Origin of the sequence: Pseudonocardia sp. P1, assembly GCF_000178675.2 — a bacterium.
In the GTDB taxonomy this organism is placed as follows: Bacteria; Actinomycetota; Actinomycetes; order Mycobacteriales; family Pseudonocardiaceae; genus Pseudonocardia.
Window position 1 is genome coordinate 240,459 of record NZ_ADUJ02000001.1, and the last position, 20,989, is coordinate 261,447.

The 20,989-nt window shown below is 78.1% G+C and carries 5 protein-coding genes (1 of these 5 running past the window's edge); all 5 read left to right on the forward strand.

Annotation, left to right across the window (positions count from 1 at the left end):
- On the forward strand, positions 1–11,917 hold the 3' end of the coding sequence (locus PP1_RS00735; RefSeq protein WP_075314297.1) for a type I polyketide synthase. It extends 20,783 nt beyond the left edge of the window; 11,917 of the gene's 32,700 nt are visible here — the last part of the coding sequence; its start codon lies beyond the left edge, outside the window; its stop codon occupies positions 11,915–11,917.
- A 140-nt stretch (positions 11,918–12,057) separates the two neighbouring features.
- Entirely contained in the window at positions 12,058–12,816 is a 759-nt protein-coding gene (locus PP1_RS00740) for a thioesterase II family protein (RefSeq protein WP_010240674.1), read from the forward strand.
- A 135-nt stretch (positions 12,817–12,951) separates the two neighbouring features.
- Positions 12,952–15,816, forward strand: coding sequence for a tetratricopeptide repeat protein (locus PP1_RS00745; protein ID WP_075314295.1), 2,865 nt, complete (start codon positions 12,952–12,954; stop codon positions 15,814–15,816).
- Entirely contained in the window at positions 15,813–18,122 is a 2,310-nt protein-coding gene (locus tag PP1_RS00750) for an AAA family ATPase (RefSeq protein ID WP_075314293.1), read from the forward strand. Before PP1_RS00745 ends, PP1_RS00750 begins: the two co-directional genes overlap by 4 nt.
- Positions 18,106–20,970: a helix-turn-helix transcriptional regulator gene (locus PP1_RS00755; protein WP_075315100.1), complete on the forward strand. Its 2,865-nt coding sequence runs from the start codon at positions 18,106–18,108 to the stop codon at positions 20,968–20,970. The genes PP1_RS00750 and PP1_RS00755 overlap by 17 nt, the downstream gene beginning before the upstream one ends.
- The last annotated feature ends 19 nt before the right edge of the window (positions 20,971–20,989 follow it).

The window sequence follows — 20,989 nt, forward strand, 5'->3', positions numbered from 1 at the left end:
CCACGACGGCGAGGTCCGGGCGGCACGCCTGGTCCGCCGGGCACCCGCCGGCACCGACCCCGGAACCCCGGAACTCGGCGACGGCACCGTCCTCGTCACCGGCGGTACCGGCGGTCTCGGCGCCGTGCTCGCCCGGCACCTGGTCGCCGCGCACGACGTGCGCGACCTGCTCCTGGTCAGCCGCCGCGGACCGGACGCCGACGGCGCCGCCGACCTCGTCGCCGCACTGGCCGACGCCGGAGCACGGGCCACCGTCGTCGCGTGCGACGTGACCGACCGCGACGCCGTCACCGCCCTCCTCGACGACCACCCGGTCACCTCCGTCGTCCACGCCGCCGGCGTGCTCGACGACGGCCTGGTCGCGTCGCTGACACCGGAGCGGCTCGCGGCGGTGCTCCGCCCGAAGATCGACGCCGCCTGGCACCTGCACGAGGCGACCCGCGACCGCGACCTGGCCGCGTTCGTGATGTTCTCCTCGGTCGCCGGTGTGCTCGGCAACCCGGGCCAGGCGAACTACGCCGCCGGGAACGCGTTCCTCGACGCCCTCGCCGCCCGGCGCCGCGCCGAGGGTCTTCCCGCCGCCGCGCTGGCCTGGGGTCCCTGGGAGCTGGGCATGGCCGGAGAGCTCACCGACGCCGAGGCGGAGCGCCTCGCCCGGTCCGGTGTCCCGGCGCTGCCCGCCGAGCAGGGTCTCGCCCTGTTCGACGCCGCGCTGGCCACCGGCGAGCCGGCGATCGTCCCGGTCCGCCTCGACCCGGCCGCGCTGCGGGCCCAGGGCGAGGTGCCCGCGGTCCTGCGGGCGCTGGTCCGTGGCCGCTCCCGCCGCGCCGCCGTCGCCGGCTCGGCCGCCGCCTCCGGGCTGCGGGACCGGCTGTCCGCCCTCGCACCGGACGAGCGCCGCGAGGTGCTCCTCGACCTCGTCCGCGGGCAGGTCGCGCTGGTGCTGGGCCACGCCGGCGCCGACGACGTCGACGCCGGGCGCGCGTTCCGCGACCTCGGCTTCGACTCGCTCACCTCGGTCGAGCTGCGCAACAGGCTCAACACCGTCACCGGCCTGCGGCTGCCCGCCACGATGGTCTTCGACCACCCCACCGTCGACCTGCTGGTCGACGTGGTCCTCGACGACCTCCTCGGCACCAGCGACGACGTCCCGGCCGTCACGCCGCGCACCGCGGCGGTCGCCGACGACCCGATCGTCATCGTCGGGATGGCGTCGCGGTACCCGGGCGGCGTCGCCACCCCGGAGGACCTCTGGACCCTGGTCACCTCCGGCGGCGACGCGATCTCCGGGTTCCCCACCGACCGCGGCTGGGACCTGGAGAACCTGTACCACCCGGACGCCGACCACCTCGGCACCTCCTACACCCGTGAGGGCGGCTTCCTGCACGACGCCGCCGAGTTCGACGCCGGGTTCTTCGGGATGAGCCCGCGCGAGGCCACCGCGACCGACGCGCAGCAGCGGCTGCTGCTGGAGACGTCGTGGGAGGCGGTGGAGCGGGCCGGGATCGATCCGGTCTCGCTGCGCGGCAGCGCCACCGGTGTGTTCGCCGGTGTCATGTACAGCGACTACGGCGCGGTGCTCGCCGGCCCCGAGTTCGAGGGCTTCCAGGGCAGCGGCAGCTCGCCGAGCGTCGCCTCCGGCCGGGTGTCCTACACCCTCGGACTGGAGGGCCCGGCCGTCACGGTGGACACGGCGTGCTCGTCGTCGCTGGTGGCGATGCACTGGGCGATGCAGGCCCTGCGCACCGGGGAGTGCTCGCTGGCCCTCGCCGGCGGCGTCACCGTCATGTCCACGCCCGGCGTGTTCGTCGACTTCGCCCGGCAGCGCGGCCTGTCCCCGGACGGGCGGTGCAAGGCGTTCTCCGACGACGCCGACGGTGTCGGCTGGTCCGAGGGCGCCGGGATGCTGGTGCTGGAGCGGCGGTCCGACGCGCTCCGCAACGGGCACGACATCCTCGCCGTGGTCCGCGGGTCCGCGGTCAACCAGGACGGCGCGTCCAACGGGCTGACCGCGCCGAACGGTCCGTCGCAGCAGCGGGTGATCCGGCAGGCGCTCGCCGTCGGCGGGCTCGCCGCCGGGGACGTCGACGTCGTCGAGGCGCACGGCACCGGCACCACCCTGGGCGACCCGATCGAGGCGCAGGCCCTCATCGCGACCTACGGCCGCGACCGCGACCCCGAGCGCCCCCTGCTGCTCGGCTCGGTGAAGTCGAACATCGGCCACACCCAGGCCGCCGCCGGCGTCGCCGGGGTGATCAAGATGGTGCAGGCGATGGAGCACGGCACCCTGCCGCGGACGCTGCACGCCGGCGTCCCGTCGTCGCACGTCGACTGGTCCGACGGCACCGTCGCGCTGCTCACCGAGCAGACCGCGTGGCCGGAGACCGGCCGGCCCCGCCGGGCAGCGGTCTCGTCGTTCGGGATCAGCGGCACCAACGCCCACGTGATCCTGGAGCAGCCGGCCACCGTCCGGCCCGCGGAGGTCGTGACCCCCGACGGCGACCGGGACGACGCGGTCGTGCCCTGGGTGCTGTCCGGCCGCACGCCGGAGGCACTGGCCGGGCAGGCCGCGAAGCTGGCCGGCGCACTGGAGCGGCGGCCCGGGCTGCGGCCCGCCGACGTCGGCCTGTCGCTGGCCACCGGCCGCACCCTGTTCGACCACCGCGCCGCCGTCCTGGCCGGTGACCGAGACGACGCCCTGCGTGCCCTGGCCGCGCTCGCCGCGGACACCCCGGACCCGGCCGTCGTCACCGGGACGGCGCGGACCGGACGCACCGCGGTGCTGTTCTCCGGGCAGGGCTCGCAGCGGCTCGGGATGGGCCGTGAGCTGTACGGCCGGTTCCCGGTGTTCGCCGACGCGTTCGACGCGGTCGTCGGCGCGCTGGACGCCGAGCTCGGGGGCGACCTGCGCGCCGTCGTGTGGGGCGAGGGCGACGCCGCCGAGGCCGCGCTGAACGGGACCGGCACGACCCAGCCGGCGCTGTTCGCCCTCGAGGTGGCGCTCTACCGGCTGGCGGAGTCGTGGGGGATCACCCCGGACGTCCTGGCCGGGCACTCGATCGGCGAGATCGCGGCGGCGCACGTCGCCGGGGTGTTCTCGCTGGCCGACGCCGCCCGGCTGGTCGCGGCGCGCGCCTCGCTGATGCAGGCGCTCCCGGCGGGCGGCGCGATGATCGCCGTCCGCGCGACCGAGGACGACGTCACCCCGTACGTCACCGACCGGCTGTCGGTCGCCGCGGTCAACGGCCCGGAGTCGGTCGTCGTCTCCGGCGACGAGCACGCCGTCCGCGAGGTCGCCGCCCGGTTCACCGCCGACGGGCACCGGGCCACCGCGCTGCGCGTGTCCCACGCGTTCCACTCGGCGCTGATGGACCCGATGCTCGACGCGTTCGCGGCCGTCGCCGCCGGGCTCACCTACGCCGAGCCGTCGGTCCCGGTCGTGTCGAACGTGACCGGTGCGCTCGCCGGTCCGGGGGAGCTGTGCGACCCCGGGTACTGGGTGCGGCACGTCCGCGAGGCCGTCCGCTTCGCCGACGGCGTCACCGCCCTGGAGGGCGCGGGCGTCGGCACGTTCCTCGAGCTCGGACCGGACGGCGTCCTGTCCGCGCTGGTCCGGGGCCAGGCCGCCGACGGCGCCACCGTCGTCCCGCTGCTGCGCACGGACCGCCCCGAGCCGGAGGCGGCGCTCGCCGCGCTGGCCCGGCTGCACACCGCGGGCACGCCCGTCGACTGGCCGGCGCTCCTCGCGGGCGGCCGCCGGGTGGAGCTGCCCACGTACGCGTTCCAGCGGGAGCGGTACTGGCCCACCGGGCCGCTCGGCGGCGGCGCCGACCTGCGGTCGGCCGGGCTCGGCACGGCCGGGCACCCGCTGCTCGGCGCCGCCGTCGGCCTGGCCGCCGACGACGGGTGCCTGTTCACCGGGCGGATGTCGCTGCGGACGCACCCGTGGCTGGCCGACCACACCGTGGCCGGCCGGGCCGTCGTGCCCGGCACCGCGCTGCTGGAGATGGCCGTCCGCGCCGGGGACGAGGCCGGCTGCGACCGGGTCGACGAGCTCACCCTCGGCGCCCCGCTGGTCCTGCCCGCCTCCGGGTCGGTGCAGGTCCAGGTCGCCGTCACGGCACCGGACGACGACGGGCACCGCACCGTCGGCATCTGGTCGCGCGGCGACGGCGCCTGGACACAGCACGCCACCGGCGCGCTGAGCAGCACCGGCACCCCGGCCGCCCCCGACGCGGCGACGGCCGAGTGGCCGCCCGCCGGGGCCGAGCCGGTCGACGTCGAGGGCTGCTACGACGCGTTCGCCGGCGCCGGGTTCGGCTACGGCCCGGTGTTCCGCGGCCTGCGCGCGGCGTGGCGCCGCGGCGAGGAGCTGTTCGCCGAGGTCGCCCTGCCCGACGGGGCGGCCGAGACCGCCGACGCGTTCGGCCTGCACCCGGCCCTGCTCGACGCCGCCCTGCACACCTCCCTGCTCGCCGGGCTCGGCGACGGCGGGGCGGCGGCCCTGCCCTTCTCCTGGCAGGGCGTGACCCTGCACGCCTCCGGCGCCACGGCGCTGCGCGTCCGGCTCGCCCCGGCCGGCGCCGACGCGGTGTCGGTGCGGGCGACCGACCCGGCCGGGACACCGGTCGTCACCGTCGAGTCGCTCCTGACCCGCGCCGTCACCGGCGACGCGGCCGTCCCCGGCGTGGGCGACGCCCTGTTCGGCGTCACCTGGCAGCCCGTCGCGGCCACCGGGGCGCCCCGGACGGTCGCGGTGCTCGGCGACGACCCCCTCGGTCTCGCCGGCCCGCTCGCCGACGCCGGCGTGACCGTCGGCACCGGCACCGGTCCCGCTGAACTCGCCGCGGGCCCTGACGTCCCCGATGTCGTCGTCCTCGGTGCCGGCGGCACCGGCGACCCCGTGGCCGGCACCCACCGGCACACCGCCGAGGTCCTGGAGACGCTGCAGGAGTGGCTCGGGCACGACGCGCTCGCCGGGTCCCGGCTGGTCGTCGTCACTCGGGGCGCACGCGACGGCAGCGACCTCGCGGCCGCCGCCGTCGCCGGGCTGGTCCGGTCGGCGCAGACCGAGAACCCCGGCACCGTCGGCCACGTCGACCTGGACGGGACCGGCGCCGACGGGCAGGCCCTCGCCGCGGCGCTCGCCTCCGACGAGCCGCAGCTGGCGGTCTCCGGCGGGCAGGTACTCGCCGCCCGCCTCACCCGGCTGCCGGCCGGCGGCGACCCGGCCGTCTGGAACCCGGACGGCACCGTGCTGGTCACCGGCGGCACCGGCGGCCTCGGCGCGCGGCTCGCGCGCCACCTGGTCGACGTCCACGGCGTCCGGCACCTGGTCCTGGCGGGCCGGCGCGGACCCGACGCCCCCGGCAGCGCCGAGCTGGTCGACGACCTCACGGCGCGCGGCGCCGAGGTGTCCGTGCGTGCCTGCGACGTGTCCGACCCGGCTGCGGTCGCCGCGCTGGTCGCCGCCGCCGGGGCGGAGCGGCCGCTGACCGCGGTCGTCCACACCGCCGGTGTGCTCGACGACGGCGTGCTCGCCTCGCTCACCCCCGAGCGGCTCGGCACCGTGCTGGCGCCGAAGGCCGACGCGGCCTGGCACCTGCACGAGGCGACCCGGGACCTGGACCTGGACGCGTTCGTCGCGTTCTCCTCGGTGGCGGGCGTGCTCGGCAGTGCCGGGCAGGCGAACTACGCCGCCGGCAACGCGTTCCTCGACGCCCTGATGGAGCACCGCCGCGCCGCCGGCCTCCCCGGTGTCTCGCTGGCCTGGGGGCCGTGGGAGCAGGGCACCGGCATGACCGGCACCCTCGACGACGCCGAGGCGCAGCGGCTCGCCCGGTCCGGGATGCCGCCGCTGTCGGCGCAGGACGGCCTGGCGCTGTTCGACGCGGCCCTCGCCGTGAGCGGGACCGGTCACCCCCTCGTCGCGCCGGTGCGGCTGGACCTCGCGGCGCTGTCGGCGTCCGGTGAGGTGCCCGCGATCCTGCGCGGCCTGGTCCGGACCCGCACCCGCCGCGCCGCGGCCGGCGGCTCGGCGACCGTCGCGGGGCTGGTGGACCGGCTCGTCGCCCTCGGGCCCGACGAGCGCCGCCGCGAGCTGCTCGACCTGGTCCGCACCCGGATCGCGCTGGTACTGGGGCACGCGAACCCGGCCGTGGTCGACGCGGAGGCACCGTTCCGGGACCTCGGGTTCGACTCGCTCACCGCGGTCGAGCTCCGGAACCGGCTGAGCACCGCCACCGGGTTGCGGCTCACCGCGACCCTGGTGTTCGACCACCCGACCGCCACCGCGCTGGCGGAGCACCTGCACGACGAGCTGTTCGGTGCCGACGGTGCCGACGGGGCCGTGCCGGCGTCCGTGGCGCCCGCCGCCGCGGTGGCCGACGACCCGGTCGTCGTCGTCGGGATGGCGTGCCGGTTCCCCGGCGGGGTGTCCTCGCCGGAGGACCTGTGGCAGCTCGTCGGGGACGGCGTCGACGCCGTCTCCGGGTTCCCCACGAACCGGAACTGGGACATCGGGTCGGTCTACGACCCGGACCCGGAGCACACCGGGACCTCCTACACCCGGCACGGCGGCTTCCTGCACGACGTCGGCGGGTTCGACGCCGGATTCTTCGGGATGAGCCCGCGGGAGGCGCTGTCCACCGACTCGCAGCAGCGGCTGCTGCTGGAGACGTCGTGGGAAGCGGTGGAGCGGGCCGGGATCGACCCGACCAGCCTGCGCGGCAGCGCGACCGGCGTGTTCGCCGGCGTCATGTACAGCGACTACGGCTCGCTCCTGGGCGGCAAGGAGTTCGAGGGTTTCCAGGGCCAGGGCAGCGCCGGCAGCGTCGCCTCGGGCCGGGTGTCCTACACGTTCGGGCTGGAGGGCCCGGCCGTCACCGTGGACACGGCGTGCTCGTCGTCGCTGGTGGGCATGCACCTCGCCGCGCAGGCGCTGCGGGCGGGGGAGTGCTCGCTGGCCCTCGCCGGTGGCGTCACCGTGATGTCCACGCCGGGCACGTTCGTCGAGTTCTCCCGGCAGCGGGGCCTGTCCCCGGACGGCCGCTGCAAGGCGTTCTCGGAGTCCGCCGACGGCGTCGGCTGGTCCGAGGGCGTCGGCATGCTGGTGCTGGAGCGGCGGTCCGACGCGCTCCGCAACGGCCACGAGATCCTCGCCGTGCTGCGCGGGTCGGCGGTGAACCAGGACGGTGCGTCGAACGGGCTGACGGCGCCGAACGGGCCGTCGCAGCAGCGGGTGATCCGGCGGGCGCTGGCGAACGCCGGGCTGTCCGCGGGTGACGTGGACGTGGTCGAGGCGCACGGCACCGGCACCACCCTGGGTGACCCGATCGAGGCCCAGGCGTTGATCGCGACCTACGGTCGGGACCGCGATCCGGAGCGGCCGTTGCTGCTCGGGTCGGTCAAGTCGAACCTGGGGCACACGCAGGCCGCGGCCGGTGTCGCCGGGGTGATCAAGATGGTGCTCGCCATGCGGCACGGGGTGCTGCCTCGCACGTTGCACGTGGACGCGCCGTCGTCGCACGTGGACTGGTCCGACGGCACCGTCGAGCTGCTGACCGAGCAGACGGCGTGGCCGGAGACCGGGCGTGCCCGCCGGGCGGGTGTGTCGTCGTTCGGCATCAGCGGGACCAACGCGCACGTCGTGCTGGAGCAGCCCACCGCCGTCGCCGAACCGGCGGAGCCGGCCGGGCCCGCGGCGCCCGAGCCCGGCCTCGTGCCGTGGGTGCTCTCCGGCCGCTCGCCGGAGGCACTGCGCGCCCAGGCGGCGCGCCTGCGGGAGGCGCTGGACGAGCGGCCCGGCCCGCGCCGGGTCGACGTCGCCCACGCGCTCGCGACCACCCGGTCCGCGTTCGCCCACCGCGCCGTCGTCCTGGCCGCGGACGGCACCGACCCGCTCGCGGCGCTCGACGCGCTCGCCTGCGGTCGCCCCGACCCGGCGGTGGTCACCGGCGAGAGCGACGGCGGCCGCACGGCGCTGCTGTTCTCCGGGCAGGGCTCGCAGCGGCCCGGCATGGGACGGGAGCTGTACGACCGGTTCCCGGTGTTCGCCGAGGCGTTCGACGCCGTCGTCGCGGCGCTGGACGCCGAGCTCGACCCCGCCGGCGGCGGCACACCGTCGCTGCGCGAGGTGATGTGGGCGTCCGGCGACGACCGGGAGTCCGGCCGCCTCGACGAGACCGGCTGGGCCCAACCCGCGCTGTTCGCGATCGAGGTCGCGCTCCACCGGCTCGTCGAGTCGTGGGGGATCAGCGCGGACCTGCTGGCCGGGCACTCGATCGGTGAGATCGCCGCGGCGCACGTGGCCGGGGTGTTCTCCCTGGCCGACGCCGCCCGGCTGGTCGCAGCGCGGGCCCGTCTGATGCAGGCGCTCCCGACCGGCGGGGCGATGATCGCGGTGCAGGCAGCAGCGGACGAGGTCACGCCGCTGCTCACCGGCGACGTCGCGGTCGCCGCGGTGAACGGACCGGCCTCGGTGGTCGTGTCCGGCGCCGAGGACGACGTGCTGGCCGTCGGGAGGAGCCTCGCCGGACAGGGCAGGCGCACCACCCGGCTGCAGGTCTCGCACGCGTTCCACTCGCCGCTGATGGACCCGATGCTGGCGGAGTTCCGCGCGGTCGCGGAGCAGCTGACCTACACCGAGCCGGTCGTTCCCGTGGTGTCGAACCTGACCGGTGCGCTCGCCGGTCCGGGGGAGCTGTGCGACCCGGAGTACTGGGTGCGCCACGTCCGGGAGGCCGTCCGGTTCGCCGACGGCGTCGCGACCCTCGACGCCGAGGGCGTCACCGCCTACCTGGAGATCGGGCCGGACGGTGTCCTGTCGGCACTGGCCGCGCAGACCGCCTCGGACGGCGCCGTCACCGTGCCGCTGCTGCGCCGCGACCGCGACGAGGAGACGACCGCCCTCACCGCGCGGGCGCAGCTGCACGCCGCCGGCCGCGCCGGCGGCTGGGACGACCTGTTCACCGGGACCCGGCCGGCCCGCGTCGACCTCCCGACGTACGCGTTCCAGCGGCAGTGGTTCTGGCCGGCGGCCCGGACCTCGGGCGGCGACGTCCGCGCGGCCGGGCTCGGCGCACCCGAGCACCCGCTGCTCGGCGCCGCCGTGGAGCTCGCGTCCGGGCAGGGCGTGGTGCTCACCGGGCGGCTCTCCCGGAGCTCGCACCCGTGGCTGGCCGACCACACGGTCCTCGGCCAGGTGCTCGTCCCCGGGACCGCGCTGCTCGACATGGCGATCCGGGCCGGCGACGAGGTCGGCTGCGGCCGGGTCGAGGAGCTGACCCTGGCCGCCCCGCTGGCCCTTCCCGAGCAGGGTGCCCTGCAGGTGCAGGTCACCGTCGACGCCCCGGACGCCGGCGGGCACCGCGCGATCGGGATCCACTCCCGGCCCGAGGGCACGGGCGACGGCGACTGGACCCGGCACGCGGCCGGTGCGCTGGCCCCGACCGGCCCCGCCGCCTCGGCCGGGTTCGACGCGGCGGTGTGGCCGCCGCAGGACGCCGTCGCGATCGACGCCGACGGCTGCTACGACACGTTCGCCGACGCCGGGTTCGCCTACGGCCCGGTGTTCCGCGGCCTGCGCGCGGCCTGGCGCCGCGGCGAGGAGCTGTTCGCCGAGGTCGAGCTCCCCGACGGTGCCGGTGGCACCGACGGGTTCGGCGTGCACCCGGCACTGCTCGACGCCGCGCTGCACGCGTCGCTGCTGACCGCCCTCGCCCCCGACGGCACCGGCGGGACGGGCGGCGGGGCGCTGCCCTTCTCCTGGTCCGGGGTGTCGCTGCTCGCCGGGGGAGCCGCGGTGCTGCGGGTCCGGCTCGCCCCTGCCGGGGACGGCGTGCTGTCGGTGCACGCGGTCGACGGGGCCGGCGCGCCGGTCGTGACCGTCGAGGGCCTGCACACCCGGCAGGTCGCCGCCGAGCAGCTGCGTGCCGCCCGGACCGGCCGCGACGCGCTGTTCGGTCTGGACTGGACGGTCGTCGGCGCGGCGGAGGAGGCCGCACCCGCGGTCGCCGTCGTCGGGGCCGACCCGTTCGGGCTGGCCGGGGCCGTGCCGGACGCCGTGCAGGCCGACGACCTGGCCGCGCTCGCCGCGGCCACGGACCCGGTGCCGGACGTGGTGCTGGTCCCGGTGGCGGCCGAGCCCGGCGTGACCGGACGGCCCGGCGAGGTGCGCGCCTGCACCACCCGGGTCCTGGAGCAGATCCAGCAGTGGCTCACCACCGAGGAGTTCGCGGCGGCCCGGCTGGTGGTCGTCACCCGCGGCGCCGTCGCGGTCGACGACGGCGGCGTGCCCGACCTGGCGGCCGCCGCGGTCCGGGGCCTGGTCCGGTCGGCAGGGAACGAGAACCCCGGGGTCCTCGGCCTGCTCGACCTCGACCCGGACGCGACGGGCACCGACCCGGCGCAGCTGGCCGCGGCGCTCGCCGCGGTGTCCGAGGAGCCCGAGCTGGCACTGCGCGACGGCGAGCTGCGCGCCCCGCGCCTGGCCCGGATCGACGCGGCTCCGGAGCAGGGGAGCGGCGACGGTGGCGACGACGACCGGGCCCCGGCCCTGCGGACCGACGGCACCGTGCTCGTCACCGGCGGGACCGGTGGGCTCGGCAGCCTGGTCGCCCGGCACCTCGTCGCGGAGCGGGGCGTGCGGGACCTGGTCCTCGCCGGCCGCCGCGGCCCGGACGCGGCCGGGGCGGCGGAGCTCGTCGCCGGTCTCGAGGCGCTCGGGGCCCGGGTGCGGGTGGTGGCCTGCGACGTCGCCGACGGCGACGCCGTCAGCGCACTGGTCGCCGAGGCCGGGCGGGAGCGCCCGCTCCGCGCGGTCGTGCACACCGCCGGCGTCCTCGACGACGGTGTGGTCGGCTCCCTCGACGCGGCCCGGCTCGACACCGTGCTGCGGCCCAAGGCCGACGCCGCGTGGCACCTGCACGAGGCGACCCGCGGCCTGGACCTCGACGCGTTCGTCCTGTTCTCCTCGGTCGCGGGCGTGCTCGGCGGTGCCGGGCAGGCCAACTACGCGGCGGGCAACGCCTACCTGGACGCGCTGGCGGCGAGCCGCCGCGCCGCCGGGCTCCCCGGGCTGTCCCTGGCCTGGGGACCGTGGGAGCAGGGCAGCGGCATGACCGGCACACTGGGCGAGGCCGAGGCGCAGCGCCTGGCCCGCTCCGGGATGCCGCCGCTGCCCGCCGGGCAGGGCCTCGAACTCTTCGACGCCCTGCTCGCGGCCGGCTCGACCGGCCGGGCGCTGGCCCTGCCGGTCCGGCTCGACCTGGCCGCGCTGCGGGCGCTCGGGGAGGTCCCGGCGCTGCTGCGGGGTCTGGTCAGGGCCCCGGCACGGCGGACCGCCACCGCGGGCGCCGCACCGGACGCCGACGCGCTGACCCGGCGGCTCACCGGGCTCGGCGCGGCCGAGCAGGACGAGATCCTGCTGGCCGTGGTCCGGGGCCAGGCGGCCGAGGTCCTCGGGCACACCGACGCCGCCGCGGTCGGGGTCCGGCAGCAGTTCCAGGAGCTGGGCTTCGACTCGCTCACCGCGGTCGAGTACCGGAACCGGCTCAACGTGGCCACCGGGCTGCGGCTGCCGGCCACCCTGCTGTTCGACTTCCCGACCCCGGCCGAGGTCGTGCGGCACCTGCGGAGCCGGCTCGTCGTCGCCGAGCCCGTCGGCGCCGACGCCGTCCTCGCCGCGCTCGACGGCCTGGAGCGGGCGATCGCCGGCCTCAGCGTCGACGACGAGGGGGAGCACCGCCGGGTGGCGGGCCGGATCGAGGTGCTCCGGACCAAGTGGGCCGGGGCGCGCGCCGAGGACCGGCCGTCGGAGACCGGCGACGGCGTCGACGGCGGCGAGGGCGACACCCTCGCCGACGCGTCCGACGACGACATGTTCGCCCTGCTCAACGACGAGCTCGGGCTCGGCTGACGCCGTGGTCCCGGGGTGGGGCGGCCGGTCCCGGCCGCCCTGCCCCCGGGACCAGGACTAGGGATTCACCGGCCTGCCGGCCGGTTCACTGGGCGGGCCGTCCGGCAGCACGCCGGGTGCGTCCGCGAGGAGGGAACCCCATGACGACGACCGCCACCGAGGAGAGCCTCTGGGTCCGGTGCTTCCACCCGGCGCCGGAGCGACCCGTCCAGCTCGTGTGCTTCCCGCACGCGGGCGGCTCGGCCTCGTTCTACTTCCCGGTCTCCGCGCAGCTGCAGTCCGACGCCGAGGTGTTCGCGGTGCAGTACCCGGGCCGCCAGGACCGGCGCCGCGAGACCAGCCCCGGCGACCTCCACACGCTCGCCGACCAGGTCCACGCCGCACTGCGCGACTCCCTGCAGGACCGCCCCACGGTCTTCTTCGGACACAGCATGGGCGCGACACTGGCGTTCGAGGTCGCCCGCCGGCACGAGGCGGGCGGCGGCGAGATCGCCCACCTGTTCGCCTCCGGGCGGCGCGCCCCGTCCCGCGTCCGGGACGAGAACGTGCACCGGCTGACCGACGAGGGCATCGTCGAGGAGCTCACGCTGCTGGCGGGCACCGACACCGCGCTGCTCGGTGACGAGGAGATCCTCCGGATGATCCTCCCCGCGATCCGCAGCGACTACCAGGCGATCGAGACCTACCGCTGCGCGCCCGGGGCCACCGTGCGCGCGCCGCTGACCGTCCTCACCGGGGACAGCGACCCCAAGACCTCCCACGACGAGGCGGAGTCCTGGCGCGACCACACGACCGGACCGTTCGACCTGCACGTCCGCCCGGGCGGGCACTTCTTCCTCGGCTCCGACGCCCCGGCGATCATCGCGATGCTCCGGAAGGTCCTCACCACCCTGGCATGACCCCGCCCACGCGACTCCCTGTCGCCGTCCCGCCGCGCTGCGTCCGGTGCCCGGTATGGGACAGAATCTCCTAGGCTCAAGATCGTCGAGCCGGGTCCGCCCGGCCGGCCCGGTCGCTCGTGGAGGTAGCCCAGGATGTCCGACGCCACCGATCTCCGCGAGCGCCTGGTGGGCCGCGGGACCGAGTCGGACCGGCTGGCGTCGGCCGGCACCGGGGCCGCCGCCGGCACGCACACCGCACGGCTGCTCGTCGGCCCGCCCGGGATCGGCAAGTCGGCCCTGCTGGACGCGTTCTGCGCGGGCGTCCCGGCGGGCGTGCGGACCGCGCGCGCCCGGGGCCGGGAACGGACGTCGGACATCTCGTTCGCGGTGGTCCGCGACCTCTTCCGTGACCTCGTGCCCGGTGACGCCACCGAGGACCCGGACCTGTTCGAGGGCGGCGCCCGGTGGAGCGTCTCCGCGCTCGACGAGGGCTCCGCCGGCGCCGAGCCGGACAACCTCTACCCGGTGCTGCACGGCCTCTACTGGCTGACCGCGAACCTCACCGCCCGGTCCCCGCTGGTCCTGGTCGTGGACGACCTGCAGTGGTGCGACGACGCGTCGCTGGCCTTCGTCGGGTTCCTGCTGCGGCGGTCGGTGGGCCTCCCGCTCGGGGTGGTGCTCGCCTCCCGCACCGACGGCGCGGGCGCGCTCCCGGACCGGCTCGCCGAGGTCGGCGCCCAGGTCGGCGCCGCGCTGACGGAGGTGCGCCCGCTGGACCGGTCCGGCGTCGGCCGTCTCGCGGCGGCGCGCAGCGGAGGCGGCGCCGGCGGCGCCGGCGGCACGGTCCCCGAGCTGCCGCAGGCCCCGCTGCTCGACGCGCTGACCGAGGCGTCCGGCGGCAACCCGCTGCTGGTCGAGCAGCTCGTCGCCGAGCTCGGCCCGGCGACCGGCGAGGGGGCGACCGACCGGGTGCACCGGCTCGGCCGCGAGGTCATCGACAGCCTGGTCGAGCGGCACGTGTTCGACGCCCCGCCGCACGTCCGCGCCGTCGCGTCGGCGGTCGCGGTGGTGGGTGCCGAGCAGACGGCGGTGCTCGCCACGCTGTCGGGGGTGCCCGCCGGCTCGGTCGTCGACGCGGTCGGGACGCTGGCCCGGACGGAGGTGTTCGCCCCGGACCGCTCCGACTTCCGGCACGACCTGCTGCGCTCCGCGGTGCTGCGCGGGCTCCCCGGCGACGAGCTCGACGACCTGCGCCGGCGCGGGGCGCGGGTGCTCAGCGACGCGGGCCGCCCGGCCGAGGTGGTGGCCGCCGTCCTGCTCGTCCTGCCCGGCGCCGGCGAGCCCTGGATGATCGACGTCCTGCTGGAGGCGGCGGACGCGGCCGCGCACCGCGGCGCCCGCCCCGCCGTCGCCCGCTACCTGGAACCGGTGGTCGCGGCACGGCCCGGCGACATCGGCGTCCGCACCCGGCTGGCCGCGGCGCTGGGCCAGAACGAGCCGGAGCGGGCCGTCGCGCACCTGCGCGACGCGCTCGACCGGGCCGCCGACCTGCCGTCGCGTGCGCAGGTCGCGGTGCAGCTGGCCATGACGTCGCTGGCGGTGCAGCAGGCGCCCCGCGCGGTCCGGGTGCTGGAGGACGTCCTGGACACGATGGACCGCGAGCTCCCGGCCGACCCCGGTCCCGGGGCGACCGAGCTGCGCACGCACGTCGAGGCCGCGCTGCTGGTCGTCGGGCTCGACGAGAAGAAGACCGTGGCCGCGACGATCGACCGGATGGGCCGGATGGCCACGCCCGCCGGCCGCACCCCCGCCGAGCGCCAGAAGCTCGCGATGATGACGGTGACCAGGGCGATGGACGGCGAGGACGCGCCCGCCACCGTGGATCTCGCGCGCCGGGTGCTGCTGGTCGACGAGGCCACCCTCGGCGGCTGGGCGGTGCTGGCGTCGTCGCTGGTGCTGCGGCTGGCCGACGAGGTCGACGAGTCGACGGCGGTGCTCGACCGGCTCGTCGCGCAGAGCCGCGAGCAGGCATCGGCCTGGACCTACAGCCTCGCCGTGGGGACCCGCGCGACCAACCACGTCGTCGTCGGCGACCTGGCCGAGGGCGAGGCCGACGCCCGGACGGCGCTCGACATCGCCGAGCAGGAGGCCTGGCGGGGCAACACCGTGGTGCCGACGATCGCCCTCGCGAACGTGCGCCACCTGCAGGGCGACCCGGAGGCGGCGCTCGCCCTGCTCGACGGCATCGTCCGGCCCCGGCTGGAGGACTTCGCCTGGGAGTACCACGACTACCTGATGGCCCGGGCGGGGGCGACCGCCGACACCGGCGACACCGACCGGGCGCTCGCGACCTACCGGCGCTGCGGCGACAGCCTGGAGGCGGCCGGCATCGCGAACCCCGTCCTGGCGCCGTGGTGGCTGCACGCCGCAGTGCTGCTCGCCGGCAGCGGCCGCGCGCACGAGGCGCACGGGATCGTCGAGCGCGGCGCCGACCGGGCCCGGCGCTGGGGCACCGCCCGCGGGCGGGGGCTCGCGCTCGTCGCCCGCGGCGTGGTCACGCCGGGCCGGGGCGGCACGGACCTGCTCGGAGAGGCGGTCGCGGTCCTGGAGGGATCGCCCGCCCGGACCGAGCTGATCCTCGCCCACCACCTCCTCGGCCGGGCGATGCTCGACGCCGAGTACCCCGAGGCCGCCCGCGAGGAGCTGCGGCAGGCGGCGACCCTGGCCGCGCGGTGCGGGGCCCTCCGGGCGGCGACGGCGGCCCGCGAGCTGCTCGTGCAGGCAGGCGGCCGGATGCGCCCGCCCACCGGGTCCCCGCTGGACCCGCTGACCAGCGCCGAACGCCGGGTGGTCGCCCTCGCCGCCGAGGGCGCCCGCAACCGCGAGATCGCGGAGGCGCTGTTCGTCACCCTCCGCACCGTGGAGGTCCACCTCACCAGCGCGTTCCGCAAGCTCGGCGTCCCCGACCGGGCCGCACTGGCCGGGATCGTCGGCGCGGCACGGACCCGCCTCGGATGAACGAGCGCCTGCTCCGCGAGCGCGACGCCGAGTGCACCGCCCTCGACCGCGCCCTCGACGCGCTGGTGGCCGGGTCGTCGCCGTTCGTCGCCGTCACCGGCGAGCCCGGCACGGGCCGGTCGGCGCTGCTGCGGCGGGCGACCGGGCGCGCCACGGCCCGCGACGTGCGCGTGCTGACCGCACGGGCCGTCCCCGCGGAGAGCGGGTACCCGCTCGGGGTGGCGCACGGCCTGGTCGGTGGCCTGGACCCGGCGCCCGCGCTGCCCCGGTCCGGCCCGGTCGGCGCCGGGCTCCTGCACGAGTGGTGCCGCGCCGTCCTCGACGCCGCCCGCACCGGACCGGTACTGCTGGTCGTCGACGACCTGCACTGGGCCGACGACGAGTCCCGGCAGTGGCTGCAGATGCTGCTGCGGCGCCGGAGCGAGGCGCCGATCGGGCTGCTGGTCGCCCTCAACGGCACGCACGACGGCCTCGGCTGGGCCACCGCGCCCACCGCCCCGTCGGACGTCGTGCTGCGGACCGGTCCGCTGTCCGCCGACGCGGTCCGGGCCGTGGTCACCACCGAGTACGGGATGCTGCCCGACCGCGTGTTCGCCGTCCTCGCCCGCCGCACGACGGGCGGCAACCCGGCGGTGCTCGCGGCGACGCTGGCCCGGCTGGACCGCTCGGAGTCCCCGACCGCGGCCGCGGTGCCCGAACTGGTGCGGTGCGCCGCGACCGCCCGCCGCGACCACGTCGCCGGGGTGCTCGACGGCCTGCCCGCCGCGCTGGTCGACGCGCTGCGCGCCGCGGCGGTGTGCGGCACGGAGCTGGCGCCGGTGCGGGAGCGGATCGGCGGGACGGGGCCGTCCACCGGGGGTGGGACGCGCGCCGCGCTGGCCGCCACCGGCCTGGTCCGCGGCACCGATCCCGAGCTGCCCGCCGACGGCACGGTCACCGACGCCGTCCTCGCCGGGATCGACCCCGAGCGGCGCCGCGCGCTGTTCGCCTCCGCCGCCGGACTCGCCGCCCGGGCCGGTCTGCCCGAGGACCGCATCGCCCGCGCCCTGCTCGCCGCGCCCGCGCTCGGCGAGCCGTGGGCGGCGGAGCTGCTGCACCGGGTCGCCACCCGGCACCGGGCCGGGAACCGGCACGCCGACGCCGCCGACGTCGCCGAGCGCGCGCTGCAGGAACCGGTCCCGGAGCAGCTGCGCGGGGCGCTGATGGTGGAGCTGGCGCTGTCCCGTGCGCACAGCGCCCCCGGGACGGCGGCCCGGGTGCTCGCCCGGATCACCCTCGACACCGACCTGGCGGCGAGCACGCACGGGGCACGGGCGGTCGACCTGCTGCTGTCCGACGGCGAGGTCGGCGCGGCCCGGCGGGCGCTGAACATCGCCGTCCGGCGCTGCCCGGAGGACGCGCCGACCCGGGAGGACCTGCTGTCGTTGTCCCGGCTGACCGACGAGCTGGGTTTCGAGGAGCGCGCCGCGCTGCGCGGGCCGGTCGGTACCGCCGTCGCCGAGTCCGACGACGGCGGGCCCGTCGCGCGGGGCACCACGGCCTGGGCCCTCGTCCTGCGCTGCCAGGACCGGGACCGCGCCACCCGGCTCGCCCGCGCCGCCCTGGCCGGGCCGGTCGGCGCCGCCCCCGCGATGCCGCAGGTCATGGCGGCGCTCACCCTCGACGCCGCGGGCTGCCGCGGCGAGGCCGTCGACACGATGCACCACCTGCTGCTCGAGATCACCCGGGACCGGCCCGTGCCGCCCGCGGTGCTCGCCGTCTCCGCGCTCGTCGGGCTGCGGGCCGGCGACCTCGACGGAGCCCGGCGCGACCTGCGCGCGGCCGGCGACGCACCGGTCTCCTCGGACGGGGCCGATCCGCTCGCCGGTGCCGCCCGGGTGCTGCTGCACCTGGCGGAGTCCGACCACGCCGCGGCGGCCGCCGCCGCCTTCGCGCACCCGGTCGCCGGCCGGGAACGGCCCGGGTCCGCGCTGCTCGAGTACGCGCGCGGGCGGGTGCGGGCGGCCGAGGGACGCCACCGCGAGGCGATCGAGATGTTCATGGGGTGCGGGCGGCTGCTGCTGGACCGGGGCCGGGTCAACCCCGTGCTCGCGCAGTGGCGCTCCGCGGCGGCGACCTCGCTGCAGGCCTGCGGCACGCACGCGGCCGCCCGCCGGATGGCCGACGACGAGCACCGGCTCGCCGTCCGGTGGGGCGCGCCCGGCCCGATCGCGGTGGCCGAGGCCGCCCTGGCCGGGCTGGACGGGGACCCCACCGGCACCGGTGGACCCGAGCGGGACGGGGTGCGGCGTGCTGTACGACCGTGACCCCGAACTGCGCTGTCTGCGCGACGCCGTCGCCGGCGCCGCCGACGGCCGCGGTGCCGCCCTCGTCGTCGGCGGCGGTGTCGGCACCGGTCGTACCGCCCTGCTCGACGCGGCGGCCGGTGCCGCGACGGGGACGGGCCTGACCGTCCTGCGGGCCGCGGCGGCGCTCGTCGAGCGCGACTTCGAGCACGGCGTCGCCCGGCAGCTCTTCGACCCGATGCTCGCCGCCGCCGGTCGTGGCACCCGCAGCCGGTGGCTGGCCGCTGGCGGCGGCGAGCTCCCCGCCGCGCTCGCCGCGGAGCCGGTCGACCCGCCGGCCCCGGAGGTCCGGCACGGCCGGGTCCGCGAGCTCCAGGAGCTGCTCGAGACCGTGAGCGCCGAGCGGCCGGTCCTGGTGCTGGTCGACGACCTGCAGTGGGCGGACACCGCGTCGTTGCGGTGGCTGAACCGGCTCGCCGCGCGCGTCCCGGAGCTGCCGGTCGCCCTCGTCGGCACCGTCCTGCACGGCGACCCGGGCGCGGGGCGGGCGCTGGTGCGCGGCCTGGCGGGGTCGGCCACGCCGTTGCGGACCCGCCCGCTGGGGGACGCCGCCGTCCGCGGGGTCGTCGCCGACCGCCTCGGCCGCGACGGCGAGCCGGAGTTCGTGCAGGCGTGCCGGGACGTCTCCGCGGGCACGCCGTCGGTGCTGCACGCCGTGCTCGACGACGTCGCCGCCACCGGCTGCGGCCCGCTCGCGGTGCACGCCGGCCGGGTGCGGGAGGCACTGCCCGCCGCCCTGCGCGAGCGGTTCGCCCGGTGCCTGCGGGCCCAGGACGACCCGGCCCGCCGGTACCTCGGCGCGCTCGCGGTGCTCGGGACCGACGCCGACCCGATGACCGTGCAGCGCCTCGCCGACCTGGACCCCCACGGGCTCCGCACGGTTCAGGGACAGCTGGCCGAGCAGGGCCTGCTCAGCGAGGACCACACCGGGTTCGCGCACCCGCTCGTGCGGGAGGTCGCCACCGGACCGGCCGAGCGGGAGCGGCTGCACCTGCGCGCGGCGTGGCTGCTGCACGAGACGGGGCACCACGTCCGGGAGGTGGCCGTGCACCTGCTCGCGGTCGCCGCACCGCTCGACGACTGGGCCGTCGAGGTCCTGCGGGCCGCCGCCCACCAGGCGACCACGGCGCACCGCCCGGACTCCGCCGACGACCACGACGGCGACCCGGCCGCGGTCCGCTACCTTCGCCGTGCGCTGCTCGACAGCGACGTCACCGGTCACGAGCGCGGTGTCCTGCTGGTCGAGCTGGCCGCGGCGGAGCGGTTCACCGAGCCCGGCACGGCGGTCCGGCACGTGTCGCAGGCGCTGCCGCTGCTGGCGTCGGCGCGGGACCGGGCGACCGCTCTCACCCTGATCGACCCGTCGACGGTCCGGGACGCCACGGACCCGGTCCGCGACGCCGTCCGCGCCGCCGACCGCGACGACCGCGACGACGGCGGGACCGGTCCCGCCGACGACGACGGGCGCGCGGTGACGGTGCGGATCCGCGCCCGCGCCCGGCGGCTGGACGAGCAGCGCCCCGAGGGACTGGCCCGCTCGTGCGCGCTGCTCCGCGAGGTGATCGACGCGCCGGACGAGCTCCTGAGCACCTCGGCCGGCCGCGAGCTGGTCGGCGTGCTGCTGCACGCCGCGGCGTTGTCCGGGCGGGTCCCGGCGGCCGACGTCGCCCACCTCGGCGAGCGCCTGCTGCGGATCACCCCGGCCCGCGAGGTCCGGCCACCGCACGGGGTACCGCCCGGCGACGGCCCGCGCGGCCTGCTGGTGCTCGCGCTGGTCGCCGCGGACCGGCCGCGGTCATTGGGGACCTGGCTCGTGCCCGACCCGGCGTCGCCCGCGGCGGCCACGGCCGACGAGCTCGCGCTGGTGCTCCTCGCGCACGGGCGCCCCGCGGAGGCCGCCGCGCTGCCCGGCGGCGTCCTGCGCGAGCGGGTGCCGCCCGCGTCGGCGGCGTTCCACGCCGCGCTGATCGCCGCGGCGATCGAGGCCCGGGTGCCTGCCCTCGGCCCGGAGCCCGCCGGGCGGCCGCCCGGCGGGGGCCTCGTCGCGCACGCCACCCACCAGCTCGTGCGCGCGGCGGGCGCGCTGCTGGGCGAGCAGCGGGACCTGGCGCTGGAGTGCTTCCTCGACTGCGGCCGCCACCTGGAGCACCTCGGCTGGTCCAACCCGGCGCTGTTCCCGTGGCGGAGCTGGGCGGCGCGGCTGCTGCGGCGGCGCGGCGAGACGACGGCGGCACTCGACTGGGCCGACGAGGAGCTCGCGCTGGCCCGGGCCTGGGGGGCGCCGGCCGCGCTCGGGCGTGCCCTGCGGGTACGGGGCTCGCTCGTCGGCGGGTCCGCGGGCGAGGCGCAGCTGCGCGAGGCCGTCGCCGTGCTCGGGGACTCCGCCGACACGGCCGGCCTGGGGCGCGCCGAGATCGCACTGGGGCGGCACCTCGCCGCGGCGGGGGACCCGGCGGGGGAGGACCTGCTGCGCCGGGGCCGCCGTCGCGTCGACGAGGCCGGGACCGGCGACGCCGGTGCGGCGGGGTCGCCGCAGGCCGTGGCACCGGCCGTCGAGATGCCGGTACGGACCGACGGCGCCGCCGGCCCGACCGGCTCCGACGGCTCCGACGGCGCGGCGACCGCGGGCCCTGCCGACGTCCTCACCGATGCGGAGCGGCAGGTCGTGGACCGGGTGGTCGGCGGGGCCACCAACCAGATGATCGCCGAGGAGCTGGGCGTCAGCCGCCGGGCCGTGGAGAAGCGGTTGACGAGCGCCTACCGCAAGCTCGGGGTGAGCGGTCGCACCGCGCTGCCCGGCGCGGGCTGACGGCCTCCTCCGGTGCCGG

What these genes read in the sequence shown, in the direction of transcription:
- PP1_RS00740 (WP_010240674.1), top strand. Translation starts at nt 12,058, where the DNA reads ATGACGACGACCGCCACCGAGGAGAGCCTCTGGGTCCGGTGCTTCCAC.
- PP1_RS00745 (WP_075314295.1), top strand. Translation starts at nt 12,952, where the DNA reads ATGTCCGACGCCACCGATCTCCGCGAGCGCCTGGTGGGCCGCGGGACC.
- PP1_RS00750 (WP_075314293.1), top strand. Translation starts at nt 15,813, where the DNA reads ATGAACGAGCGCCTGCTCCGCGAGCGCGACGCCGAGTGCACCGCCCTC.